This window comes from Arthrobacter sp. AOP36-F1-5, assembly GCF_058137995.1.
The window spans coordinates 3,042,205-3,066,634 of record NZ_CM176892.1; the positions used below are offsets into that span (position 1 = coordinate 3,042,205).

At 67.0% G+C, this 24,430-nt stretch carries 24 protein-coding genes, 1 tRNA gene and 1 riboswitch; of the genes, 11 read left to right on the top strand and 14 right to left on the bottom strand.

Annotated elements, in window-relative coordinates:
* Nucleotide 1 precedes the first annotated feature (1 nt).
* Nucleotides 2-622, bottom strand: coding sequence for an ECF transporter S component (locus AC3ZI9_RS13925; protein WP_444554872.1), 621 nt, complete (start codon nucleotides 620-622; stop codon nucleotides 2-4).
* A 53-nt stretch (nucleotides 623-675) separates the two neighbouring features.
* A riboswitch (TPP riboswitch) is annotated at nucleotides 676-802 on the bottom strand.
* 69 nt (nucleotides 803-871) lie between these two features.
* Between AC3ZI9_RS13925 and AC3ZI9_RS13930 the strand changes: the two genes are divergently transcribed.
* The gene (locus tag AC3ZI9_RS13930; RefSeq protein ID WP_444566921.1) at nucleotides 872-1,141 is read left to right on the top strand and encodes a DUF4235 domain-containing protein; all 270 of its coding nucleotides are present in this window, start codon (nucleotides 872-874) and stop codon (nucleotides 1,139-1,141) included.
* A 6-nt stretch (nucleotides 1,142-1,147) separates the two neighbouring features.
* Here the strand turns inward: AC3ZI9_RS13930 and mnhG are convergent, their stop codons facing one another.
* From mnhG to AC3ZI9_RS13960, 6 genes are read right to left on the bottom strand one after another with little or no spacing between them, the layout of a single operon-like run.
* A complete protein-coding gene (mnhG, locus tag AC3ZI9_RS13935; protein ID WP_444566922.1) occupies nucleotides 1,148-1,546 on the bottom strand; it encodes a monovalent cation/H(+) antiporter subunit G in 399 nt (132 codons plus the stop codon).
* Nucleotides 1,543-1,809, bottom strand: coding sequence for an MrpF/PhaF family protein (locus tag AC3ZI9_RS13940; RefSeq protein ID WP_444554869.1), 267 nt, complete (start codon nucleotides 1,807-1,809; stop codon nucleotides 1,543-1,545). The genes mnhG and AC3ZI9_RS13940 overlap by 4 nt, the downstream gene beginning before the upstream one ends.
* Entirely contained in the window at nucleotides 1,806-2,474 is a 669-nt protein-coding gene (locus AC3ZI9_RS13945) for a Na+/H+ antiporter subunit E (RefSeq protein WP_444566923.1), read from the bottom strand. Before AC3ZI9_RS13945 ends, AC3ZI9_RS13940 begins: the two co-directional genes overlap by 4 nt.
* Nucleotides 2,471-4,102, bottom strand: a complete 1,632-nt coding sequence (locus tag AC3ZI9_RS13950) for a Na+/H+ antiporter subunit D (protein ID WP_444566924.1) — start codon at nucleotides 4,100-4,102, stop codon at nucleotides 2,471-2,473. Before AC3ZI9_RS13950 ends, AC3ZI9_RS13945 begins: the two co-directional genes overlap by 4 nt.
* On the bottom strand, nucleotides 4,099-4,671 hold the full coding sequence (locus tag AC3ZI9_RS13955; protein ID WP_444566925.1) for a Na(+)/H(+) antiporter subunit C: 573 nt from the start codon (nucleotides 4,669-4,671) through the stop codon (nucleotides 4,099-4,101). The genes AC3ZI9_RS13950 and AC3ZI9_RS13955 overlap by 4 nt, the downstream gene beginning before the upstream one ends.
* Nucleotides 4,668-7,658 (bottom strand): Na+/H+ antiporter subunit A, encoded by a 2,991-nt coding sequence (locus AC3ZI9_RS13960; RefSeq protein WP_444566926.1) that lies wholly within the window; start codon nucleotides 7,656-7,658, stop codon nucleotides 4,668-4,670. The genes AC3ZI9_RS13955 and AC3ZI9_RS13960 overlap by 4 nt, the downstream gene beginning before the upstream one ends.
* 150 nt (nucleotides 7,659-7,808) lie before the next feature.
* Here AC3ZI9_RS13960 and AC3ZI9_RS13965 point away from each other — a divergent pair, with 150 nt between their 5' ends.
* Nucleotides 7,809-9,152, top strand: coding sequence for an MFS transporter (locus tag AC3ZI9_RS13965; RefSeq protein WP_444566927.1), 1,344 nt, complete (start codon nucleotides 7,809-7,811; stop codon nucleotides 9,150-9,152).
* Nucleotides 9,149-9,916: an SDR family oxidoreductase gene (locus AC3ZI9_RS13970; protein ID WP_444566928.1), complete on the top strand. Its 768-nt coding sequence runs from the start codon at nucleotides 9,149-9,151 to the stop codon at nucleotides 9,914-9,916. The genes AC3ZI9_RS13965 and AC3ZI9_RS13970 overlap by 4 nt, the downstream gene beginning before the upstream one ends.
* A gap of 6 nt (nucleotides 9,917-9,922) precedes the next feature.
* Here AC3ZI9_RS13970 and dcd read toward each other — a convergent pair whose 3' ends face one another.
* The gene (gene dcd, locus AC3ZI9_RS13975) at nucleotides 9,923-10,504 is read right to left on the bottom strand and encodes a dCTP deaminase (protein ID WP_444554862.1); all 582 of its coding nucleotides are present in this window, start codon (nucleotides 10,502-10,504) and stop codon (nucleotides 9,923-9,925) included.
* A gap of 103 nt (nucleotides 10,505-10,607) precedes the next feature.
* On the opposite strand from dcd, the gene AC3ZI9_RS13980 reads away from it, so the two are divergent.
* Entirely contained in the window at nucleotides 10,608-11,549 is a 942-nt protein-coding gene (locus AC3ZI9_RS13980) for a M15 family metallopeptidase (protein WP_444554861.1), read from the top strand.
* Nucleotides 11,550-11,573: 24 nt separating this feature from the next.
* Here the strand turns inward: AC3ZI9_RS13980 and AC3ZI9_RS13985 are convergent, their stop codons facing one another.
* Entirely contained in the window at nucleotides 11,574-12,566 is a 993-nt protein-coding gene (locus AC3ZI9_RS13985; RefSeq protein WP_489923586.1) for an IS481 family transposase, read from the bottom strand.
* A 124-nt stretch (nucleotides 12,567-12,690) separates the two neighbouring features.
* A complete protein-coding gene (locus AC3ZI9_RS13990) occupies nucleotides 12,691-14,397 on the bottom strand; it encodes a fumarate hydratase (protein ID WP_444566826.1) in 1,707 nt (568 codons plus the stop codon).
* Nucleotides 14,398-14,529: 132 nt separating this feature from the next.
* Here AC3ZI9_RS13990 and AC3ZI9_RS13995 point away from each other — a divergent pair, with 132 nt between their 5' ends.
* The 7 genes from AC3ZI9_RS13995 to AC3ZI9_RS14025 all read left to right on the top strand — a co-directional run bounded on the left by AC3ZI9_RS13995 (nucleotide 14,530) and on the right by AC3ZI9_RS14025 (nucleotide 19,137).
* The gene (locus tag AC3ZI9_RS13995) at nucleotides 14,530-15,018 is read left to right on the top strand and encodes an SseB family protein (protein WP_489923698.1); all 489 of its coding nucleotides are present in this window, start codon (nucleotides 14,530-14,532) and stop codon (nucleotides 15,016-15,018) included.
* 109 nt (nucleotides 15,019-15,127) lie between these two features.
* Nucleotides 15,128-15,610: a cation:proton antiporter regulatory subunit gene (locus AC3ZI9_RS14000; RefSeq protein WP_444554858.1), complete on the top strand. Its 483-nt coding sequence runs from the start codon at nucleotides 15,128-15,130 to the stop codon at nucleotides 15,608-15,610.
* A gap of 9 nt (nucleotides 15,611-15,619) precedes the next feature.
* A complete protein-coding gene (locus tag AC3ZI9_RS14005) occupies nucleotides 15,620-16,813 on the top strand; it encodes a cation:proton antiporter (RefSeq protein ID WP_444554857.1) in 1,194 nt (397 codons plus the stop codon).
* Nucleotides 16,814-16,907: 94 nt separating this feature from the next.
* Nucleotides 16,908-16,978, top strand: a tRNA-Gly gene (locus AC3ZI9_RS14010).
* A 57-nt stretch (nucleotides 16,979-17,035) separates the two neighbouring features.
* On the top strand, nucleotides 17,036-17,467 hold the full coding sequence (gene panD / locus AC3ZI9_RS14015) for an aspartate 1-decarboxylase (RefSeq protein WP_444554856.1): 432 nt from the start codon (nucleotides 17,036-17,038) through the stop codon (nucleotides 17,465-17,467).
* Nucleotides 17,468-17,471: 4 nt separating this feature from the next.
* Nucleotides 17,472-18,401, top strand: a complete 930-nt coding sequence (locus AC3ZI9_RS14020) for an AEC family transporter (RefSeq protein WP_444554855.1) — start codon at nucleotides 17,472-17,474, stop codon at nucleotides 18,399-18,401.
* A gap of 67 nt (nucleotides 18,402-18,468) precedes the next feature.
* The gene (locus AC3ZI9_RS14025) at nucleotides 18,469-19,137 is read left to right on the top strand and encodes a hypothetical protein (RefSeq protein ID WP_489923699.1); all 669 of its coding nucleotides are present in this window, start codon (nucleotides 18,469-18,471) and stop codon (nucleotides 19,135-19,137) included.
* A 199-nt stretch (nucleotides 19,138-19,336) separates the two neighbouring features.
* On the opposite strand, the gene AC3ZI9_RS14030 is transcribed toward AC3ZI9_RS14025, so the two are convergent.
* The 4 genes from AC3ZI9_RS14030 to AC3ZI9_RS14045 all read right to left on the bottom strand — a co-directional run bounded on the left by AC3ZI9_RS14030 (nucleotide 19,337) and on the right by AC3ZI9_RS14045 (nucleotide 24,347).
* The gene (locus tag AC3ZI9_RS14030) at nucleotides 19,337-21,025 is read right to left on the bottom strand and encodes an MDR family MFS transporter (RefSeq protein ID WP_489923700.1); all 1,689 of its coding nucleotides are present in this window, start codon (nucleotides 21,023-21,025) and stop codon (nucleotides 19,337-19,339) included.
* Between the two features lie 67 nt (nucleotides 21,026-21,092).
* Nucleotides 21,093-21,593, bottom strand: coding sequence for a MarR family winged helix-turn-helix transcriptional regulator (locus AC3ZI9_RS14035; protein WP_444554851.1), 501 nt, complete (start codon nucleotides 21,591-21,593; stop codon nucleotides 21,093-21,095).
* Nucleotides 21,594-21,739: 146 nt separating this feature from the next.
* Nucleotides 21,740-22,957: a cystathionine gamma-synthase gene (locus AC3ZI9_RS14040; protein ID WP_444566824.1), complete on the bottom strand. Its 1,218-nt coding sequence runs from the start codon at nucleotides 22,955-22,957 to the stop codon at nucleotides 21,740-21,742.
* Between the two features lies 1 nt (nucleotide 22,958).
* The gene (locus tag AC3ZI9_RS14045) at nucleotides 22,959-24,347 is read right to left on the bottom strand and encodes an O-acetylhomoserine aminocarboxypropyltransferase/cysteine synthase family protein (protein WP_444554849.1); all 1,389 of its coding nucleotides are present in this window, start codon (nucleotides 24,345-24,347) and stop codon (nucleotides 22,959-22,961) included.
* Nucleotides 24,348-24,430 lie beyond the last annotated feature (83 nt).

Here is a 24,430-nt window from a genome sequence, read left to right on the forward strand (position 1 = left end):
TTCAACCCAGGACCCGTTCCTGGGCGGCCTTCCGCGACGCCATCGAGGACAAGGCCCCGGTTCGCGACAGGGCCCGGGTCAGTGCCCAGGATCCCAATCCGGCGATGACCAGGCCCGAAATGGCCATGAACACCACATAGGCCAGTTTCATGCTCTCGGTGTAGTCGGGGAACCAGGAGAAGACGAAGGCGTCGTTCACTCCACCGAAGATCCCGGTCAGCAGCCCGGCGAACAGCGCCACCGGCAGCGACCAGCGGCGGTAGAGCAGCACGGCGAAGACGATTTCGGCGCCGAGGCCCTGGATGATCCCCGAGGCCCAGACCGTCCAGCCGTATTCGGAGCCCAGGAGCGAGGAAACGACCGCGGCTACCATCTCGCAGAACAGTGCGGCCCCTGGTTTGCGGATGATCAGTGCCCCCAGGACGGCGGGGAAGAGCCACATTCCGGCCAGCAGGGCGGATGAGGGCGGGAAGGCCACGAAGATGAAGTCGAAGGCGTGGTGGGTGGTGTTCCAGGCCCAGAAGATCACCCCGGAGGCCACGGCGATGACGGAGGCGACGACGATGTCCACGACGCGCCAGGTGTAACGGGCGGTCGGTGCCGCCGAGAGGGTGCTGCTCATGTGGTGTTCCTCCTTGGGTCCAAGGAGGGGAGGACCCCGCGGCGGTTCCGCGGGTCCTGAGATTCTCGACTCCCTTCGCCGGTACGAGCCGGAGCAGGTTCGAGGGTCTGCGGTGTTCCGCACTCTCAGCGTCGAAGATTCCGGCCGTGGCCGGTCGGCGACGCTCCCCTGTCGTAGGTGATTCAGTAGGGCCGAGTCTACAGCGCGTTATGCTGGGCAGGTAATCACCTACCGACGGGAGAATCGTTCGTGAACGCATTATTGAAGATCGTCGGCGCGGTCGTGTCGATCGGCGCCGGCTTCGTCGGCGGCAAGCTCGTGGACACCATCTGGTACAAGGTCACCGGAGAGAACCCCCCGAAGCCGAACGACAAGGAAGCCCAGGCCGAGGCATCGATGCGTCATGCGCTCGGGTTCGCTGTGGTCTCCGCCGTGGTGTCCGCAGTGATCCAGGTCCTGACCAACCGTGGCACGCAGCGGGCCATTGCCCGCTTCAACCACACGGCCGACGAGGTCTGATCCTCGTCAGCGGCCTTCGTCCAGGCGGCGCTGGGCCTCGGAGACCACTTCATTGAGGTCGTCGAGGACCAGCGTCTCCTGTTTGAGGTGCCGGGTCCGGTAGCCGGCACGACCGACCATATGGGCGGTCACCGGGGCGGTGAGCAGCTGGAAGAACCAGGCCAGCACCAGTATCGGCACCGCGGACCAGGCCCTGATCTGCAGGGCGACGGAGAGCAGCATCAGGAACAATCCCAGGACCTGCGGTTTCGTGGCCGCGTGCATGCGGGAGAAGAGGTCCGGGAAACGCAGCAGGCCGATGCCTGCGGCCACGGACAGCAGAGCCCCGGAGACCATGCTGATCACCACGATCCAGTCCAGGACCTGGTCCAGCATCCCGCCCTCGGTCAGTCCAAGCACGATCATTGCCCCCTCCGATCGGTGACGTAGCGGGCGATGGTGACCGAACCGATGAAGGCCACCAGCGACCCGACGACGATGAACACGATGTGGTTCAGATGCCGGTTCACGACCATGTCCACGCAGAGTCCGCACAGGATGATGATCAACAGGACGTCCAGGGCCAGAGTCCGGTCCAGGATCGACGGGCCCCTGGCCAACCGGATCAGTGCCATGACGGCGCCAAGCGCCAGGGCGACCCCGGCGATCCAGGCAGCGACGATGATCATGGGTGCTCCTTCATCGATCGGTTCGCTCGTGCTGCGGGGTCGGGGCCTGCGGGGCCCTCGGCGTCCAGGGCCGCCAGTTCCTCCCGGCTGCCCATCATCCGGATGATCCTCGCTTCGATGGACCTGACCTGCCGCCGGAAGTCCTCGGCCTCCTGGACGGTGTTGATGTCCAGCACGTGCAGGTAAAGCGTGGAGGTCGTCCGGTCGATCTCCACGACGAAGGACCCCGGGATGAGGGTCAGCACATGCCCCAGGACCGTGGCCATGAGGTCTTCCTGGCTGCGCATGCGGATGCCGATGACCGCGTTGCGCACCTTCGGCCCGCGCCGGAGGACCACGAGCACCACCTGGATGCTCGCCCGCACGATTTCACGCAGGAACAACACCGTGAACACCAGCCCCTGCCAGGGGTTGAACCGGCCGGAGAGCTCCACGGGAGGCAGTTTGAAGGTCGTCACCACCCCCAGGGCGATGACGAACCCGAAAATCAGGTTCCCGGGGCTGAAGTCCCGCCAGAGGGCGCCCCACACCAGGACCAGCCACAACATCAGGGGAAGTTCGATCAGGAAGCGGGCACGACGCCGTCGTGCCCTGGTCCGGGCGCTGCGGGCCCCGGTGAGCAGTTCCGAGGGCCGTGCCGGACGCGGATGCCGGTGCGGGCTCATCGTCCGCCTCCCGTCTCGGAGGCGCCCAGGACGGCCTCGATGTAGGGCGTGCGTTCGAGCATCTGCTGCGAGGCCTGGTCGGCCAGGTCGAAGAGCGGCCCGGCGAAGATGGTCAGGGCCACCCCCAGGGCCACCAGCACCCCGGTGGCGAAGACCATGGTCGGGGGCAGCACGGCCGCATCCCCCCGTCCGCTCAGGCGATGTGGCTGGGTTTTGACGCCGGTCGTCCCGGTGGCGGGACGGCGGGCCTCCTCCGCGGCGATCAGCAGGATCGGGTCGGCGTCCTCGGCGTCCTCGGCGCGACGCCAGAACGCCCGGTTCCAGACCCGGGCGACGGCCAACAGGGTCAGCAGGGAGGTCACCAGGGCCCCGGCCAGCAGGACCCAGGCCAGCGGGGTCCCCAGGTCCACGCCGCCGCGCAGCAACCCGACCTTGCCCAGGAACCCGGAGAACGGCGGGATGCCGGCCAGGTTCATCGCCGGGATGAAGAACAGTACCGCCAGCACCGGTGACAGCTTGGCCAACGACCCGAGCCGGTCCACGTTCGAGGTCCCGCCCCGGCGTTCCATCAGCCCGGCGACCAGGAACAGCGAGGTCTGCACGATGATGTGGTGGGCCACGTAGTAGACGGTGGCCGCCAGGGCGACGGCGCTGCCGGTGGCGACCCCGAACATCATGTAGCCGATGTGGCTGGTCAACGTGAAGGAGAGCATGCGTTTGAAGTCGGCCTGGGCGAGGGCGCCGAGGATCCCCACGAGCATGGTCAGCAGGGCGACCACCAGCAGCGCCGTGTTCAGCCGGCCCCCGGGGAAGAGCAGGGTTTCGGTCCGGATGATCGCATAGACACCCACCTTGGTCAGCAGGCCGGCGAACACGGCCGTCACCGGCGCAGGAGCCGTCGGGTAGGAGTCGGGGAGCCAGAAGGACAGCGGGAACACCGCGGCCTTGACGCCGAAGGCGACCAGCAGCATCACATGCAGGATCTGTTGGGTTCCGGGGTCGATCTCGGCGAGCTTGCCGGCCAGATCGGCCATGTTCACGGTCCCGGTCGCGGCGTAGACCAGCCCGATCGCCAGCAGGAACAGGATCGAGGAGACCACCGAGACCACCACATAGGTGACCCCCGCACGGATCCGGGCCGTGGTCCCGCCCAGGGTCAGCAGCACGTAGGAGGCGGTCAGCAGGATTTCGAAACCGACGTAGAGGTTGAACAGGTCGCCGGCCAGAAAGGCGTTGGACACCCCGGCGACCAGGATCAGGTAGGCGGGGTGGAACACCGAGATGGGCCCGTCCTCGTCCCCGTCGGCCATGCCTTGGCCGGTGGCGTAGAGCAGCACGGTCAGGCTGACCGCCGTGGAGACCACGAGCATCAGTGCGGAGAACTCGTCGACCACCATGGAGATCCCGAACGGTGGGGCCCATCCGCCGATGACGACCGCTTGCGCCCCATGTCTCCAGGCCGATACCAGGAGCCAGGATTCCAGGGCGAGGGTCAGGCACAGGGTCCCGATCGTCGCGGTGCGCTGGGCCAGCGGGTGCCGTCGCAGCACGAAGGCCAGGGCGGCGCCCAGGATGGGCAGCAGCACCGCCAGGGGGGCGACGTCGATCGCGGCCAGGTCCTCCATCATCGGGCCTTCCTGTTGCGTCGTTTGTTGTTGGTTCCCGCACTCTCCTCGGAGGAGGCCTGCCGCAGTTCGCTGGCCAGCCGTTCCCCGGCGACCCGGGCGGCCGCCGCCCTCCGCGATTCCTCGGTGTGGACCCCCTCCCCCTCGTCATCGATATCGGCCGGGAACTCCGAGGTCTCCAGCTCGACTTCGGAGTCCTCCTCGAAGTCGAAGGTGTCCTTGGAGGCTACCCGGCGGTCCTCGGCGTCGTCGGTGAGTTCGTCCCGGCGGGCGATGACCCAGGACCGGTAGATCATGGCCAGCAGGAACGCGGTGACCGCGAAGGTGATGACGATGGCGGTGAGGATCAGCGCCTGCGGAAGCGGGTCGGCATAGTCCTCCGCCGGGGTCCCCGCCTCGTAGAGGGGGGCGAGCCCGCTGCGCCCGCCGGCGGCCAGGATCAGCAGGTTCACCCCGTTGCCGACCAGGATGATGCCCAGCAGCACCCGGGTCAGACTGCGTTCGAGCAACAGGTAGATCCCCGCCGCGAAGAGCACGCCCATCACGATCAGCAGGGTCATGTTCACACTCATTGCCGGTCCCCCGCCCGTTGGACGACGGGCCGGCGAGGCCGGCGCACCCCGCCGGAGAGCAGTCCGCGCTTCTCGGTCTTCTCATCGATCTCCGAGCCGAGGCTGCGCAGCACGTCCACGACCAGCCCCACCACCACCAGGTACACCCCGATGTCGAAGAACGTGGAGGTGACGAATTTCTGCTCCCCGAAGACGGGCAGGGCGAATTCAAGGACCGCGGTCTGGAACAGTTGGCCGCCCAGCAGCAGGGGGACGACGCCGGAGAGGGCCGAGGTGGCCAGACCGAGGCCCAGCAACGTGCCGGGGCTGATGGGGGTGGCTTCGGCGAGTTCGAACCGCCCGCCGGCCAGATAACGGATGGTCAGGGCCAGTCCGGCCAACAGCCCGCCGGCGAATCCGCCGCCGGGGGAATTATGTCCGGCCAGCAGGAGGTAGATGGAGAAGATGATGATCGTGTGGAAGACCAGCCGGGCAACCACTTCGAAGATGATGGACCGGCGTTCGGGGGCCAGCGTCTTGCCGGCCACCAGCCAGGCGTCCTTCGCCGACTGGGCGAAATGCCGGGCGGTCGCCAGGGCCGCCGCGGCGCGGGTGCCGCCGGGCTGTGGTCTGGCCCGCCCCACGGATCCGGGTTCCGCCTCGACCACCCGGTGCCTGATGTCGCCCCGGCCGCGGACGAAGATCAGCGAGGCCACCCCGGTGGCGGCCACGGCCAACACGGTGATCTCCCCGAAGGTGTCCCAGACACGGATGTCCACGAGGGTGACGTTGACGATGTTCTTGCCGGCCCCGCCGAAATAGGCCAGTTCCGGGAAGGACAGCGACACCGGGTCCGCGGTACGTGAGGCCATGGCGGCTGCGGCGATGCCGATCATCGCCACCCCGAACCCGATCCCCAGCAGGGCCCGCGCCATGCGGTGCCCCGTGGGGTTCAGCGTCCAGAGCGGTGGGGGAAGCACCCGCAGCGCCAGCACCATCGCCACCAGGACGATCGTTTCCACCAGCAATTGGGTCAGCGCCAGGTCCGGGGCACCCTGCAGGGCGAAGATGAAGGCCATGCCGTACCCGGTGACGGAGACCATCAACACGGCCAGGAAGCGCCGGTTGGCCCGGATGGCCGCCAGGGCCCCGACGATCATGCAGAGTCCGGCGATCAGTTGGGCGGGGGTGTCGAACCAGACGATGTTCTCCGGCAGGGGTGTCTGGTTGGTCAGCCCCGCGACCGCCGGGACCACCAGGGCAACCAGGAGGATGACGCCCAGGTAGAACGGCAGCGAACCACGCTGGGTCCGCCCGGTGGTCCAGACGGAGACCTCGTCGACCGCGTTCAGCGACCACTTGTACACCTGCTCGGCTTCGAGCAGGGCCGGGACGCGGGACTGCAGGGCGCCGAATCCGGCCCGCCACCGATGCACCAGCAGCCCGGCGGCGATGACGAGCACCGAGAAGCCCAGCACCGGGGTCGGACCGTGCCATAGGGCCAGCTGGACCGGGTGCTCGGAGGCCGGGAACAACGAGGCGAATCCGGCCGCAGCCTTCCCCAGCGGCGTCGGGAGGAACCCGAACACCACTGTTGCCGCGGTCAGGACCGCCGGCGCCGCCAGGAAGGACCACGGGACGGCCTTGAACGCCGTGGCCGGCATGCCCGGTTTGGAAGCGAAGCCGCCCCAGATGAATCGTGCGCTGTAGGCGACGGTGAAGACGGAGCCGAGCAGCACCCCCAGGAACACGATGATCCCCGCGATGTCATGAGCACCGGCCAATAGGACCTCGAGCACCGATTCCTTGGCGACGAAGCCATACAGCGGTGGGATGCCGGCCATCGAAGCCGCCGAGATCACCGCCACGACGAACAGTTTCGGAGCGGTCCGCCACAGTCCCGACAGCAGTCTCACGTCGCGGGTTCCCGCCTGGTGGTCGATGATCCCCACGACCAGGAACAATGCCGCCTTGAAGAAACCGTGGGCCAGCATCAGGGCCAGCCCGGCGAGGGCGGCATCCGCGGTGCCCTGCCCCACCACCAACATGATGAAACCCAGCTGGGAGACGGTCCCGTAGGCCAGCACCAGTTTGATGTCGGTCTGTCGCAGGGCCCTCCAGCCACCGACGAGCATGGTCGCCAGCCCCAGCCCGATGATCATCCCGTCCCAGTAGGTGGTCCCGGAGAATCCGGGGGCCAGGCGGGCCACCAGGTAGACCCCTGCTTTCACCATGGCGGCGGCATGGAGGTAGGCGGATACCGGGGTTGGTGCGGCCATGGCACCGGGGAGCCAGAAATGGAAGGGTACCAGTGCCGATTTACTCACGGCCCCGAGAAGCACCAGGGCGATGGCGATATCGATGAGGGTTCCGCGCGAGGCCAGTTCCGGGGCCATGGCCATGATTTCGGAGAGCCGGTAGGTGCCGGCGGTCTGGCCGATCATCACCAGGCCCAGCAGCATGGCCAATCCGCCGAAGGTGGTCACCAGCAGCGCCTGCAGGGCGGAGCGGCGGGCGAAGATGCGGGTCCGGGCGAAGCCGACCAGCAGATAGGACAGGATCGTCGTGATTTCCCAGAAGATGAACAGGAGGATCAGGTCATCGGCGATCACCAGCCCGAACATGGCCCCGGCGAAGGCCAGCAGCTGGGCGCCGAAGGGCCCGATGTTGGCGTCCTCGTTCTTGAAATAGCGCGCGCAGTAGAACAACACCAGCGCACCGACGCCCAGGATCAGCAAGCTCAGGACCGCGGCCAACGCATCCATCCGGAAAGCCAGGTCCAGTTGCAGGACGGGGATCCAATGGAGCAGTAATCCAGGTGGCGCATTCGGTTCCCCGGCGGCCGCCGATTGGTCGGCGGAGATGAAGGAATCAAAGTTGACCAGCAGCCACACGAATGCGGCGGCGGGGACGGCACCGAGGAGATAGAACGAAGCCCGGCCGAAGCGGCGGAACAAAAGCGGCGCCACGGCGCTCACCGCAAAGAGCGCGATGAGGACCACGGCCACGATGTTCTCCTGAGGGGTTCTGGGCCACGCATGGTTCGACACTGCAGCACTCGGTCAGGTAATTAATTTAGTTTAACAGTTCATCAATCCGATTCCGTAGAAAGCACCTTAATAGGCCGGTAATTTCGCGCAGGGCGTTACGCTTCAGGAATGAGCCCGAACGCCACGCCCACGGCGCTGCCCGAGCGCGGAGCACGAACGATTTCGAAACAAGTCATTGCCTGGGCCTCCTGGGACTGGGGCGCCTCGGCGATCAACGCGGTGATGACGACCTTCGTGTTCACCGTCTACCTGACCAGTTCCGCGTTCGGGGATACCGATTCCAACACCTCCGCGCTGTCGCTGGCGCTGACCGTCGCCGGTTTCACGATCGCCCTGTTGGCCCCGGTGACCGGCCAGCGGTCGGATGCGGGCGGCCGCCGCCGCTTCTGGCTGGGCGTGAACACGGCCCTGGTGGCCCTGGCCACCGCCGCCGCCTTCTTCGTCTTCCCCGATCCGCGCTTCCTGGTGCTGGGGGTCGGTCTCATCGCCGCAGCCAGCGTCTTTTCCGAATTCGCCGGCGTCAACTACAACGCCATGCTCCCGCAGATCTCCACCCCGAAGACCATCGGCAAGATCTCGGGCTTCGGATGGGGCATGGGCTACGTCGGTGGCATCCTGGCCTTGTCCCTGGTCTTGTTCCTCTTCGTCCAGCCCGTGGTCGACTGGCCGGGTTCCAACACCGACAACGCCTTGAACATCCGGCTGGTCGCGGTCTTCTCCGCCCTCTGGTTCTTCGGTTTCGGGCTGCCGGTGCTCTTCGCCGTCCCCGAGGTCTCCCGGCGGCAGAAGATGGCCAAGGTCAGCATCCTGGAGTCCTACAGACAGCTGGGCCGCAACGTCGCCTCGCTCTGGCGCACCGAGCGGAACACGGTCTTCTTCCTCATCGCTTCGGCCGTGTTCCGCGATGGGCTGGCCGCCGTCTTCGCCTTCGGCGGGGTGATCGCCGCCGGAACCTTCGGCTTCGAACTCTCCGAAGTGATCGTCTTTGCCATCGTCGGGAACCTCGTGGCTGCCGCGGGCGCCCTGGTCGGTGGGGTGCTGGATGACAAGATCGGCCCCAAGGCGGTCATCATCGGCTCCCTCGTGGGCCTGCTCGTCGCCGCTGGGGGGGTGTTCCTTTCCCCCGACGCCACCGGCTTCTGGATCTTCGGCCTGATGCTGACCCTGTTCGTCGGGCCCGCACAGGCCTCGTCCCGCGCGTTTCTGGCCCGGCTGGCCGCCGAAGGCCGCGAAGGCGAGCTCTTCGGCCTGTATGCCACGACCGGCCGCGCGGTCTCCTTCCTGGCCCCGGGCTTCTTCACCATGGCCATCGTCCTGGCCACGAGCCACGTGGCTGAAGGCGGCGCCCAGCGCTACGGCATCCTCGGGATCATGCTGGTCCTGCTGTTCGGATTGCTCCTGCTGCTGCCGGTGCGCAAACCCACCCCCTCAACCGATCAGGAGAACGCATGACCATCCCCCCGAACACCCCGGAATCAACCGTCCGTGTCGCCGTCGTCACCGGTGCCGGCTCGGGGATCGGCCGGGCCGTGGCCCATGAACTACTGGATCACGGCTGGTACGTCGCGCTGGCAGGACGACGGTCCGGGGCCCTGGAACAGACGGCACGGGCCAACGACCGGGCCCTGGTCGTCCCCACGGACATCACCGACCCCCAGCAGGTCGAGGCCCTGTTCTCGACGGTGACCGGAACCTGGAACCGGGTGGACGTCCTGTTCAACAACGCCGGCGCCTTCGGCCCCCGCGCCTCGGTCGACGAGATCCCGCTTTCGGATTGGAACGACGTGGTGGCCGTGAATCTGACCGGCAGCATGCTCTGCGCCGCAGCGGCCGTCAGGGCGATGAAGTCCCAGGATCCGCAGGGCGGCAGGATCATCAACAACGGGTCGATCTCCGCCCACGCACCGCGACCGCAATCGGTGGCCTACACGACGACGAAACATGCCATCACCGGGCTGACGAAGTCCATCGCCCTCGATGGGCGCACCTCACGGGTCACCGCCTCACAAATCGACATCGGCAACACCGCCACCGAATTGACGGCGGGATTCACCACCGGGACCCTCCAGGCCGACGGCAGCACGAAGAACGAGCCGGTCTTCGACGTCCATCATGCGGCCCGGGCGGTGAGGCAGCTGGCCGAACTCCCCTTGGAGGTCACCGTCGACTCATTGGTCATCACGGCCACCGGCATGCCGTTCACCGGTCGCGGCTGAGCCGGTTCAGGCCTGCAGGTCGGTGCGGTGGAAGTTCAGGTGACTCCGCGACGCCGTCGGACCGCGTTGGCCCTGGTAGCGGTTCCCGTAGGGTCCGGAACCATAGGGGTGCTCCGTCGGCGAGGTGAGCTTGAAGAAGCAAAGCTGGCCGATCTTCGATCCCGGCCACAGTTTGATCGGCAGGGTCGCCATGTTCGACAGTTCCAATGTCACATGCCCCGAGAAGCCTGGATCGATGAAGCCCGCGGTGGAGTGCGTGAGCAGTCCCAGCCGGCCCAGCGATGACTTCCCTTCGAGCCGGGCCGCGACGTCGTCGGGCAGCGTGACCCGTTCGTAGGTCGAGCCGAGCACGAATTCCCCCGGGTGGAGGACGAACGCCTCGGTGGGGTCGACTTCCACCAGGCGGGTCAGCTCCGGTTGGTCCTGCGAGGGGTCGATATGGGCGTATTTGTGGTTGTCGAAAAGCCTGAAATAGCGGTCCAGGCGGACGTCGACGCTGGCGGGCTGGATCATCCCGGGCTCATACGGGTCCAACCCGATGCGCCCGCTGTCCAGTTCGGTCCGGATGTCGCGGTCAGATATCAGCACGGTTCCCAAAATAGCCTATGCCGGGCCCCCGGCGTTATCCTGTAGCTCGGTGGGTCGAACGGCCCTGCGAGGTCCGCAGGCTGCTCCACGCACCACACACACCATGATGACTACACCCGACACGCTCCGCCGTCTTCCCGCAGTGGCGACCAGCATCGCGCTCGCGGCTGCCTTCCTGCTGCCTGCCGCCACGGCCCAGGCCTCCCCCGTCGGTGACCTGCAAAGCACCCAGGCCACGCCCTCCAGCGCGGCCACCGCAGAGGCGACGCCCGGGAAGAATTCGAAGTCCTCCACCTCCGATCACCAGTACGCCGCCTACAGCACCGACCCCGCCTCCCCGTTGGTGCTGGTCAACAAGGATCATCCGTTGCAGCCGCGCGACTACGCGCCCAAGGATCTGGTCTCGGTCTCCGGAAACGGCACCGAGATGGTTCCCCGCGCCGCCAAGGCCATGAAGAAGCTCATCGCCGGCGGCGCCCGGGATGGGCAACGACTCACGGTCATCAGCGCCTACCGCTCCTATGACCACCAGCTCGCCCTCTTCCAGCGGTACACGAGGAAGTACGGCAAGGACTATGCCGCACGCATCTCGGCCAAGCCGGGAACCAGCGAACATCAGCTCGGGCTTTCCGCCGACGTCGGAGCCGCCAGTGGCCAATGCGCCCTGAAGGCCTGCCTGGCCGATCTGCCCTCCGGCAAATGGATCGCCGCCCATGCCGCCGACTACGGTTTCATCGTCAGGTACCCCCAGGACGAGCACGAAACCACCGGCTACAACTTCGAGCCGTGGCATCTGCGCTATGTCGGCACCAAGGCGGCACAACGGATGGACCAGCAGGACATGGCCACCTTCGAAGAGTATTCCGATCATTTGGTGGCCGACCGGAAGAAGCAGAAGTCCAAGACCGCGAAGAAGGAAGCCGCGGCAGAACGGCAGGCCGCCCGGGAAAAGGCGGCCCGCGACGCCGAATGGGAGCGTCAGGAGCGCCGCGCCGAGGAAACCCGCTGGTGGCCCGACTGGGCCCGCAGCGCCTTCACCGAGTAGCCTTCCGGCCCCGGTCCGGGGCGCCTAGCTGTACTGCCCATAGACGTTAGTTAAGCGGCTGATTGGTGGCTGGTTCCCGATTGCAGTGTGGGGCCTGTGGTGATTGTACGCATGGATCCAATCCGGCAGTGCTTCGCGGCGGGTGGCCTCGCTGCCATAGAACCTGGCGTAGGCCCAACCGTCGTTCAGGGTCCGATGGAACCGCTCGATTTTCCCATTGGTCTGGGGCCGGTAAGGGCGGGTCCGCTTGGGCGTGATGGCCAGCTCGGCGCAGGCGTCACGCCAGGCATGCGAGCGGTAGGCGGACCCATTATCAGATAGCACGCGCTCCACGACGACGTCACGGGCAGCGAACCACGCCACGGCCCGTTCCAGTACCGCGATGGCCGTTACCGACTTCTCATCATCATGAATCTCGGCATAGGCGATACGCGAGTGATCATCGATGACCGTGTGCACGAAGGCGGTTCCCATTTTCGGGGTGTGGTTCGCATTGCGGGGCTTGTCCGGGGTTGCTGCACGGTTCTTGTCTCCGGCCTGCCGGCCCACGAACCGGTGCCCGCCGCCGTCGGGAATATTGCCGAATTTGGTGACGTCCACGTGGATCATCGATCCCGGATAGGGGTGCTCATAGCGGCGGATTTTCTCACCGGTGACCCGGTCGATATAGCGCAGCCTGTTGATCCGGCAACGTACCAGCACTGCGTGCACCGTCGAGGCAGCCAGGCCCAGCCGGTAGGCGATCTGGACGGGCCCCAAGCGCTTGCGCCAGCGCAGTGCCACGATTTGTTTGACCGCTGCCTGCGGGGTGCGTGCAGGACTTGTCCGGGGTCTGCTGGGCTTGTCGGCCATCCCGGCCGCGCCGTGGGCTCGGTAGCGGTCGGCCCAGCGTTTGGCGGTGGGCCAGGAGACCATGAACATTTTCGCTGCGGTGGAGACGCTCCACTGCTGGTCAACGATGAGCTTGGCGATTCTCAGACGTGCTTTGGGGGTCAGGGCTGCATTAGCGTGGGACATGAAGGCCTCCTGTTTGTGAAGTGGTTTCTTAGACAGCTCCACTCCACATCGGGGGGCCTTCGTCATCCCATCAATTCAGACCGTGTCGTCGCACGAGTTCAACCAACGTTGCTGGGCAGTACACCTAGCCCGCCCGGACTGGGATCGCGGTGAAGGTCGGGGTCAGGGGCTCGGCGAAGAAGTCATTGCCCTGGTCGTCGACCACGATGAAGGCCGGGAAGTCCTCCACCTCGATGCGCCAGATGGCTTCCATCCCCAGCTCCTCGTACTCGAGGACCTCGACCCGGCGAATGCAATCCTGCGCCAACCGGGCCGCGGGGCCGCCGATCGAGCCCAGATAGAAGCCGCCATGCTTCTGGCAGGCATCGGTGACCTGCCGGGACCGGTTGCCCTTGGCCAGCATGACCATCGAACCGCCGGCCGCCTGGAACCGGTCGACATAGGGATCCATCCTCCCCGCCGTGGTCGGGCCGAAGGAACCGGAGGCCATGCCCTCGGGGGTCTTCGCCGGGCCGGCGTAGTAGACGGGGTGGTCCTTCAGGTACTGGGGCATCTCCTCCCCGGCATCCAGTCGTTCGCGGATCTTCGCGTGGGCGATGTCGCGGGCCACCACCAGCGGACCGGTCAACGACAGGCGGGTCTTCACCGGGTGTCTGGATAGTTCGGCGAGGATCTCCGGCATCGGACGGTTCAGGTCGATCCTGACCACCGAGGAGCCACCGGTCCCGCTGACACCGTCGGTGTCGTCGTCGTGCGCGGCGACCGCCGGGTGATCCGTTTCGGGCATGAAGCGGGCCGGGTCGGTTTCAAGCTGTTCGACGAAGACGCCTTCGGCAGTGATCTTCGCCAACATCTGGCGGTCGGCCGAGCAGGAGACGGCGATCGCCACGGGAAGCGAGGCACCATGGCGGGGCAACCTGACGATGCGGACGTCGTGGCAGAAGTATTTGCCCCCGAACTGGGCTCCGATACCGAAGTGGCGGGTCAGCTCCAGGACCTTCTCCTCCAGGTCGATGTCGCGGAATCCCCTTCCGGTCATCGCCCCGGTGGTCGGCAGGTGGTCCAGGTATTTGGCCGAACCGTATTTGGCGGTCTTCAACGCGAATTCGGCGCTGGTTCCCCCGATGACGATCGAGAGGTGGTACGGCGGGCACGCAGCGGTGCCCAGCGAGCGCAGCTTCTCGTCGAGGAAGGCCAGCATGGCATTCTCGTTCAGGATCGCCTTGGTCTCCTGGTAGAGGAAGGACTTGTTCGCTGATCCCCCGCCCTTGGCCATGAACAGGAACTTGTACTGTTCCTCGTGGCCGGGCTCGGTGTCGGCATAGAGCTCGATCTGGGCCGGCAGGTTGTTCCCGGTGGAGGTTTCCTGCCAGGTCGTCAGCGGGGCGAGCTGCGAATAACGCAGGTTCAACTGGGTGTAGGCATCGTAGATGCCCTGCGAAAGGGCCTTCTCGTCCGGGCCTTCGCTGAGCACCTGCTGGCCCCGCTTGCCCATCACGATCGCCGTGCCGGTGTCCTGGCACATCGGTAGGACCCCGCCGGCGGCGATGTTCGCGTTCTTCAGCAGGTCAAGCGCCACGAACTGATCGTTCGCGCTGGCTTCCTCGTCGTCGAGGATGTTGCGCAACTGCTGCAGATGGGCTGGACGCAGGTAATGGGAGATGTCATGCAGGGCGGTGCGGGCCAGATGCGCCAGGGCCTCGGGGGCGACCTGGAGGAAGCTCCGTCCCCCGGGGCCCTCGAGGCGGCGGACCCCCTCGGTTCCGATGAGGCGGTAGGGGGTGTCGTCCTGGCCGATCGGCAGCAGGTCCTCGTACTGGAACTCGGTCATGGGGCATCCTTGGCATCCGGTGGGTTGGTTGCCGCCCAGTCTAATTCGGCCCGCGTCCGAACCCCGAACCGCCAGCTACTTGATCCGGGGCACGGCTTGCACATCCTCTACGGGCGTGATCGGCTGGAAGGCATGAGCGACGAGCCAACGCAGAACCCATCCGAAAATCCGGACCCCGACGAACCGCAAACGCACCTGGAGACCGTGCTGCAGCAGGGCCAGGCCGATGAGGCCATGGCCGGTCAGGTCATTGCGACCTTCCTGTCCGAGGAAGTCTTCTTCCTCAGCCGCGAGGAAGTAACCGAGGAGACCGACAACGTCCAGCCGCTGCTGCTGCAGAACAAGGACGGCGAGCCCGTAATCGCTCTGTTCACGCAGGTGAACCGGATCCCCGAGGCCTACACCACCGAGGCCCCCTACGCCGTGCGCGTGGTCGGCGCAGCGGTCGTCGACAACCTCAACGGTGCCGGTGTGGTCCTGAACCCGGGCCACCAGCTCGGTTTCGAGATCCCTGCCGAAGGCGTCGACGCCATCCGCCGCGATTTCGCCCCCGATGGTTCCCCGGCACCGCAGGAGCCCACCGAGGGCACCGCCGACGGCGAATCACCCCCGGAGGCCTGAGCCCCGACACCACCATCACCCAAGGGCCGTCGCCGGAACACCGGCGGCGGCCCTCTGTGTTCGGTGCCCCGGGGCTGCCAGGGACTGCCCCGGGGTCTACGCTGGTGTCATGAATCTGGAAGAAACGCCCCTTCCGGGCATCGGCACGCGCCGCGACGTCATGTTGGCCACGGGACGACGCGTCGGCGTCGTGATCAAACGCGAGGGCGGCATGGAGCTGATCATCTCCGAAAAGCAGGACCCCGATGCCTGCCAGGCGGCCATCCCGCTGACCTCGGAGGAAGCCGCGGCGATCGGCGGCCTGCTCGGTGCCCCGCAACTGGTCTCCGATCTTTCCGCGGAGCATCGCGAACTACCGGGGGTGAACACCCAGCAGTTCGTCATCAGCCAGGACAGCCCCTACGCCGACCACACACTGGGTGACACCCATCTGCGCACCCGCACCCACGCCTCCATCGTCGCTATTTCCCGTAGTGGCCAGGTATTCGCCTCCCCCTCGCCATCATTCGAACTCGAAGCCGGTGATGTCGTCATCGTGGTCGGCACGGCCGAGGGCCTCGACAAGGCCGCCCACCTGCTGAATCACGGATAGGGCCTGCCCGTGGACCCCACCACCATCGTCCTGATCGAACTCGGCGCCGTCTTCCTCGGCCTCGGGCTTCTCGGACGTCTGGCGGCCCGGGTCGGCATGTCACCGGTCCCGCTGTACCTGCTGGGCGGGTTGATCTTCGGCCATGGCGGCCTGGTCCCGCTGTCGGGGATCGAATCGTTCGGGGACGTCGCCAGCGAAATCGGCGTGGTCCTGCTGTTGCTGATGCTGGGGCTGGAATACACCGCCAAGGAGCTGGTCACCGGTCTGCGCCGGTCCTGGTTGGCAGGTCTGGTCGACCTGGTCCTGAACTTCGTCCCCGGTGCCGCCCTGGCCCTCATCCTGGGATGGGGGGTCATCGGCGGTCTGGTCCTCGGCGGGGTCACCTACATCTCCTCCTCGGGGATCGTGGCCAAGGTCCTGACTGATCTGGGGCGGTTGGGCAACCGCGAGACCCCGGTAGTGCTGTCCATCCTGGTGCTCGAGGACCTCGTGATGGCCGTCTACCTGCCCATCCTCACCGCGGCCTTGGCCGGGGTGAGTTTCTGGGGTGGGTTCCGGGCCGTGGGCGTCGCCCTGCTGGCCGTGACCCTGGTGCTGCTGCTGGCCCTGCGGTATGGACCCCAGATTTCCCGGCTCGTCCACTCCCCCGATCAGGAGAACTTCCTGCTCAAACTCATCGGCGCCGCGCTGCTCGTGGCGGGCCTCGCCGCGGCCTTGCAGGTCTCGGCGGCCGTGGGCGCCTTCCTGCTGGGCATTGCGATCTCCGGTTCCACGGCACATTCCGCAGCCAAGGTCCTGGCCCCCCTCAGGGATCTGTTCGCCGCCATGTTCTTCGTCCTGTTCGGCATCAACACGGACCCGGCGACGATCCCCCCGGTCCTGGTCCTGGCCCTGGCTTTGGCCCTGGTGACCTCGGTGACCAAGGTCCTCACCGGGGTCTGGGCCGCCCGTCGGGCCGGGATCGGCGTACCGGGCCGGATCCGCGCCGGCACGGCACTGATCGCCCGGGGCGAGTTCTCGATCGTGATCGCCGGACTGGCCGTCGCCGGTGGAGGTGCCTCCCCGGAACTGGCCGCCCTGGCCACCGCCTATGTCATGTTGTTGGCCGTTCTGGGCCCGATTGCCACCAAGCTGGCCGAACCGGTGGCGCGGGCCCTGACGGGCCGCCCGGGCCGGTCCCCCCAACGGGCGGGGCATGATTAGCACGCTGGGTGGGTGGAGTTCCAATATGCATGTGAACGCCCATTGGGCTATGCTGAGATGCACCCGCGGGTACGAACGGACCGGCGGGTGTTTTGCGGGCGTAGCTCAATGGTAGAGCGCCAGCTTCCCAAGCTGGACACGCGGGTTCGATTCCCGTCGCCCGCTCTCTTCATGCCAGGGCCGGGAGTCCAACCACCGCACGGCGCGTAGACTAGGAGTGCCATGAAACGCACAATGTTCAAGTCGAAGATCCACCGCGCCACTGTGACCCATGCCGATCTGCACTATGTCGGTTCGGTGACCGTCGACCTCGATCTCCTCGAAGCCTCCGACATCCTTCCCGGGGAACTGGTCAGCATCGTCGATGTCACCAACGGCGCCCGGCTCGAGACCTACACCATCGCCGGGGACCGCGGAAGCGGGGTCCTGGGGATCAACGGTGCCGCCGCACATCTGGTGCATCCGGGCGATACGGTCATCCTCATCAGCTTCGCCGAGATGGAGAATGCCGAAGCACGCAGCTATGTGCCGCGCATCGTCCATGTCGACGCCAACAACACGATGATCGCCCTGGGGAGCGACCCCTCCGAGTCGCTGTCCACCAATGCCGTGCGCCCACCGCACGCCATCGCCGGCTCCGCCGCGGACTCCTAGGACCGTGCTCGGGGTCCTCTCGGGATTCTCGATCGTCTGGGCCGTCATCATCGTCGGCTACCTCGTCGGACGCACGGGGGTCCTCGGACCCGAGGCCCGCTATGTCCTGAATCGACTGACGTTCTTCGTCGCCAGCCCGGCCCTGCTCTTCGTCACCGTCGCCGACGCCGATCCCCGCGCCGTCCTGGGGCCCAGCCTGGCCGTGGCGGCCATCAGCGCCACGGGTGTTGCCCTGCTTTATTTCGGTGTCACCGGCTGGTGGTTGCCCCGCGGGCGCCCCGAACGACTGGTCGGGGCCATGAGTGCCTCGACGGTGAACTCGGCGAACCTCGGGCTGCCGATCGCCGCCTATGTCCTGGGCAGCACGGCGCATGCGGCCCCGGTGATCCTCTTCCAGCTGGCCCTCTGGAGTCCCGTCTTCCTGTCCCTGCTGGATTCAAGCACCTCGGGCCGACGTACCACCCCGACCGCCCTGGTGCTCAGCACCCTGCGCAACCCGATGATCGTCGCCTCGTTGGCGGGACTGTTGTTCGCCGTCTTCGACTGGACGCTCCCGCAGCCGATCGCCGACCCCGTCGAGCTCATCGCCGGTGCATCCATTCCGGCGATGCTCCTGGCCTTCGGCATTTCCCTCGTGGGTTCCAAACCCCTGGAAAAAGCCACCCACCGACGCTCCGACGTCCTGATCGGCACCGGGTTGAAGCTGATCGCCCACCCGGTGCTGGCCTGGCTCGCCGGGGCCCTCCTGTTCCGGCTGCACGGGGCGGAACTGTTTGCCGTGGTCATCATGGCTGCATTGCCCTCGGCCCAGAACGTCTTCGTCACGGCTTCCCGGTATGAGCAGGGCCTGGTGGTCGCCAAGGACACCGTCCTGCTGACCACGATCGCCGCCGTCCCGGCGATGATGCTCGTTCCCTTGCTGCTGAACTCCTGAATCAGCCGGTAGGGGAAAGAGGGTGCGGCGGCTTCGGAAGGCCACCGGCACCCGGGATAATTGATGCGTGGCTAGGAAGCGTCTTGAAATCAGTTGGATCGGATCGGTCGGCTCCGCCTTGGGCGCCGTCACCTCCGCGGTGGTGTTGTCCACCTTGGGTGTGGGCGGAACCATCATCGGGGCCGCGCTGGGTAGCTTGGTGATCACCGTCGGCGGGTCGATCTACTCGCAATCCCTGCAGCGGACCAAGGACCACGTGGGCGAAAGGGTCAACGTCGGGCGCCCCAAGCCCCGGCCGTCCAACGGCGCGCAGCCACCACATGCGACAGCGCGGGACGCCGGCCCTGTTGGAACGAGCGTCGATGAGGTCGACAAACCATCGAAGGACGCCGGGCGCGGAATCCTGCAACGGTTGCCGTGGAAGCACATCATCGGCGTCACCGTCGCCCTGTTCGCCATCACCATGGCCCTGATCCTCGTCTTCGAGCTCTCTGCCGGGCGCAAGGTGTCCTCGTTCACCGGCGGTACCAGCGGAACCGGCGGCACCTCGATCCCGGGGATCAGCGGGACCACCCACCAGAGCGATGACTCCGGAACCATCAACCAGGACCCGGACGCCCCGGCAGGAGACGACGCGCCCGACCAGGAACAGCAGCAGGAACCGAACCAGGAGCCCGCACCGCAAAACCAGGAACCCGCCCCGGCCCCGGCACCGGATCAGCCTGTGGAGCCGTAGGCCACCAGCTGCCAGCGGAATCTGGACGGGACGTCCAGTACCGGAAAGCCAGCAAACTCCGACGGGGCTCACAGTGCGGTCAAAGGACCGTTTCCTAGTATTGAAAGTGCCTCATCAAGGTGCGAGTGATGCATAAGGTCCCAGCCGTTCCCCCTCGGCTGGGACCTTTTTGCGTGTCACGGCGCCGCGAACCTGGCCCCTAGGGTGCCGGCGGCCGGTGGAGATCCTGATCGTTAGCCCGGTGGCGCCCCTTGGCCGGTAGCTCGGCTGGGGCGGCAACGTCCTGCGCCTCGGACCGTCCGGGCTCCTCAACAGAGGGGGATTCCTGAGCCGGTTCCACCCCTCCCACCTCGGTACGTAGTGCCTGTTCATGAATGAACACCACCAGGACAAGCCCGGCCAGCATGACCGGAACGCCGTAGAGGAACAGAGGCGGCAGGGCCTCGGCGAACCCCTGGGCGATGAGTTCCTGGACCGGGGCCGGGAGCTGGGCCAAGAGTTTCGGTGTTAGTGAGCTGACGGAGTCCGCGCTGAAGCCCCCCTTTCCGGCGCTTGCCGGAAGCGATGAGAAGGCATCGGTCAACCGGGAGACGAAGAGCGCCCCGAACACCGAGATGCCCAGCGAGGCCCCGATCTGACGGAAGTAGGACGCCGAACTGGTGGCTACTCCCACGATCCGGTGGGGGACGCTGTTCTGTACGACGACGACGAGGTTCTGCATCGAACACCCCACCCCGAGCCCGACGACGAACATGGCCAGGGCGGTGTACCAATACGGGACGCCCACCCCGATCTGCGCCAGCATGAACAACCCCGTGGCACCAATGGCGGGCCCGACCAGCAGCCACACCTTATAGCGCCCGGTGGAGGAGACCAGCCGCCCGGTGGTGATCGTGGCCAGGAGCATGCCGGTGGTCATCGGGATCAGCATGAGGCCGGATTCGGTGGCGTTGACCCCCTCGACCATCTGCAGGTAGGTCGGCAGATAGGCGATGGTGGCAAACATAGAGATGCCGATGGTCACCCCGGCCAGGGCCGGGAGGATGAAGTTGCGTTCGGTGAACAGGGTCAACGGGATGATCGGCTCGGCGGCCCGACGTTCGGCCAGCACGAACACCACCGCCGACACGACTGCCACGGCGCCCAGGACCAGCACCTGGACGCTGCCCCAGGCGTAGGTGGTTCCACCCCAGCTGGTGATGAAGACGGCCGCCGCGCTGAACACGGCCAGAGTCAGGGTGCCCAGGACGTCGATCCGTGGTGCTGCCCCGGAGGGCCGGGGCAGGTGCAGGGCGAAGATCACGGTCCCCAGCGCCGCCAGGCCCAGCGGGATGTTGATGTAGAAGATCCACCGCCAGCCCATGTTGTCGGTGAAGAAGCCGCCGATCAGCGGCCCCGCGACGGAGGCCAGACCGAATACGGCGCCCATGAAGCCCATGTATTTTCCGCGGTCACGGGGGGAGACGAGGTCGGCGATGATGGCCTGCGCTCCGATCATCAGGCCACCGCCGCCAATGCCTTGGATGGCGCGGAAGATGATCAGCTGGATCATGTTCGTCGCGGTCCCCGACAGGATCGAGCCGGCCAGGAAGACGACGATGGCGAACACGAAGACCGATTTGCGCCCGTAGAGGTCACCGGCTTTGCCGTAGATCGGTAGGCCTATTGTTGCCGCCAGCATGTAGGCGGTGATCACCCAGGAAATGTGCTCGAGCCCGTTGAGGTCGCCGACGATGCTGGGCAGGGCCGTCGCAACGATCGTCTGGTCCAGTGCTGCCAGGAGCATGGCCAGCAGCAAGCCGGTGAAGGCCCAGACGAACTCGCGTTTGGTGCGGACCGGTTGCCGGTCGTCACGAGCTGGGGATTCTTGTGCCGTGTCGTGTGCCATGTGGGTTCCTGCGGTTCTGGAGGGGAGGTACGGGTGGTGTTGCCGGCCTCCCGGACAGTGAAAGCGTCTAGCAGGAGGGAGACGGTGTCGAAGCAGCCGGGGCGCCCGGCCAGCCGTCGGCACTGAGCAGGACCTTGAGCAACAGTCGTCGAAGTTCGACGCGCTCGTCCTCGGCCAGTCCCGAGAGGAGGTTCAGCTCCGCCTCCGTGGAAGCCGCGGCAACGTCGCGAGCGATCTCAGTTCCGGCACTGGTAATGGCGACGATGATGCGTCGTCGATCCGTGGGGTCGGGGCGTCGTTCAATGAGACCGCTGCGTTGGAGGGATTCCACGTAGGTGCTCACATGAGATCGGTCGGTGTTCAGCCGGGTCGCCAACTCGTGGGGAGCCAACGGGCCGAGATCCACCAACGCCATCAATACCGCGTAGTGAGGGAAGCCCAAACCGCGGTCTTTGAGCGTGGCGACCATGCCTGCTTTACCCAGTCGGGCCAAGTTTCCGGCCAGATAGGTCGTCCGGGACATGAGCGATGGCGGTGGAAGACCGACCTGCTCTTCAACTTGAGGCATGGGACCATAATAGCGCGATGCCACTACCGACGAACAGGGTTCTGGACTGCTGGATTCAAGCCTCGCGGTTCGTCAGGCCCCGGGTCCCGACCTACCGGAACCAGCCGTGGCCGTCCCCGTTACCGAGCTCATCAGCCACGCCCGGGCTACCGGGCGCCCACCGGCACGCGTAACGAGGCGACGGTGGCCAGCGCCTGGTCCAGGTCCCCCCGCAGGTCACGAACGTCCTCCACCCCGACCGAGAGCCGCACCAGATCCGTGGGGGCGGCCAGCTCGGTGCCGCGCACCGAGGCGTGGGTCATTTCCGAGCTGTAGCAAACCAGGGATTCGACTCCGCCGAGGCTGACCGAGAGGCCGAAGAGACGCGTGGAAACGGCGAATTTCCGGGCGGCGGCCTCCCCTCCGGCCAATCGGATCGAGACGATGCCGCCGAAGCCGTCCATCTGCCGAGCGGCCAACTCGTGCCCGGGATCTTCGGGGAGTCCCGGATAGTGCACGGCGGCGATCTCCGGCTGAACCCGGAGCCATTCGGCGAGCGCGAGCGCATTGGCCCCGTGCCGGTCCATGCGCAATCCCAGGGTCTTCAGCCCGCGGGCGGCCAGATAGCAATCCTGCGGCCCGGCGACGGCCCCGGCGGCGAACTGCTGGAAGCCCACCAGTTCGGCCACCGGCTGCCCGCGGTGGAGGGCGTCGGAGACGACGACGGCTCCCCCGAGCACATCGGAGTGGCCGCCGATGTACTTCGTGGTCGAATGCACCACGACGTCGGCCCCCAGGTCCAGGGGGCGCTGCAAATAAGGCGAGGCAAAGGTGTTGTCCACGACCAGCAGCGCCCCGGCGTCGTGCGCTATCCGCGCCCATCCGGCGATATCGGCGACGGCCAGCAACGGGTTCGACGGCGTTTCCAGCCACAGCACCACGGTGCCGGAGGGGCGCACCGCTGCCCGGACCGCCGCCAGATCGGTGATGTCCACCGCGGTGTTCTCCACGCCCCAGCGGCCCAGGATCTGGGTGATGAGCCGGTGGGTTCCGCCGTACCCGTCGGCACCCAGGATCACGTGGTCTCCCGGGGACAGGACGGCACGCAGCAGGGCATCCTCGGCGGCGATGCCCGAGGCGAAGGCGTAGGCCGAGGCGCCGTGTTCCAGGGCGGCGAGCTGGGTTTCGAAGCCGTTGCGGGTGGGGTTGGAACCACGTGAATACTCGTGCCCCCCGCGCAGGACGTTGATGCCGTCCTGGATGAAGGTGCTGGTCTGGTAGATCGGTGGGATGACGGCCCCGGTCAGCGGGTCCGGTTCCTGCCCGGCATGGATGGCCGTGGTGTTGAAGCCCCGCGGCTGGTCGGTGGCACCATGGATGGTCATTTCAGGCCCTGCTTCCTGCGGTGGAGGGGGCGGAACGGCCCCGGTGGTCGGTGGGGACGGCTTCGCCGACGACGGCGTCCAGGCACCGACACAGATCGGCGATGAGGTCCTCGGGGTCCTCCAAACCAATGGACAGCCGGATGGTGGTCGCCCCGATGCCGGCCGCCGTGCGCTGGGCCGCACTGAGCCGGCAATGGGTCATGGCCGCCGGATGGGCCACCAACGACCGGGTGTCACCCAGGTTGGCGACCAGCTTGAACAGCGACAGGGCGTCGATGAAGGGCCCCACCGTCTCGGCGGTGGCCGCCAGGTCGAAGGAGAACACGGACACCTGCCGCCGCCGGTCGGGTCCCCCGGCGTCGTCCAGGCCGGGGTGGTGGACGCGGGCGACGGCGGGATGGGTGTCCAGGAACCGGGCCACCCGCAATGCGTTGGCCCCGTGCCGTTCCAGACGCAAGCCCAGGGTCTCCAGGCCGCGGCTGATCTCTGCGGCTGCCGGCGCGGACAGGCTGGGACCGAGGTCGTGCAGGTATTTGCTGCGGGCCAGGGCCAGATAGGCGGCCCGGCCGTGGCGTTCACTGAGAACCTGTCCCCCGTATCTGGCCTTCGGGGTGGCCAGTTGCGGCCATTTGCCCGGGTCGGCGGCGAAGTCAAAGCGTCCGGCCTCGACGATGACCCCGGCCAGCGCGGTGCCGTGGCCGCCCATGAACTTGGTGGCCGAATGCACCACGATGTCGGCCCCGTGGTCGATCGGCCGGTACAGGGCAGGGGTGGCCAGGGTGTTGTCCACGACCACCGGGACGCCTGCTGCGTGGGCGATCGTCGCGATCGTGGCGACGTCGGGCAGCGTGGACAACGGGTTGGTGATCGATTCGACCAGGACGGCCCGGGTGTCGGGCGTGATGGCCCGTTCCCAGGCGCCGGGATCGTCCTGGTCCACGAAGTCGACGCGGTAACCGAAGTCGGCGAAGGAGTCGGTCAGCAGGTCCACGGTTCCGCCGTAAAGCTGGGAGGAGGCCACGACATGGTGCCCTCCGGGCAGCCGGGCCCCGTCCTCATCGCGTCCCCCACCAAGCAGGGCGAGCAGAGCGATGGCGACCGCCGATTGTCCGGTGGCCGTCGCGATCGCCCCGATCCCGCCCTCCAGCGTGGCCACCCGTTCCTCGAAGTCGGCCACGGTGGGGTTTCCGGTCCGCGAGTAGGTGAAGCCGGGGGTCCGCAACGCGAACATCTCCACGGCGGTGGCATGGTCGGGGAATTCGAAGGCCGCCGAATGCACGATGGGTGGGGCCACGGCAAAGTGCGGGGCGGCGGGGGTGTAGCCGGAGTGGATGGCCGCGGTGGCCGGGCCGATGGGTGCTGCGGGACGTTCCGGGGTGCTGGTGCTCATGGCGGGGCTCCTGGTCCAGAGGCTGGGTGGTGGAAGGTGGTCTCCGGTGCCGTGCCGGCCGGAACCGGCACGGCACCGGAAGG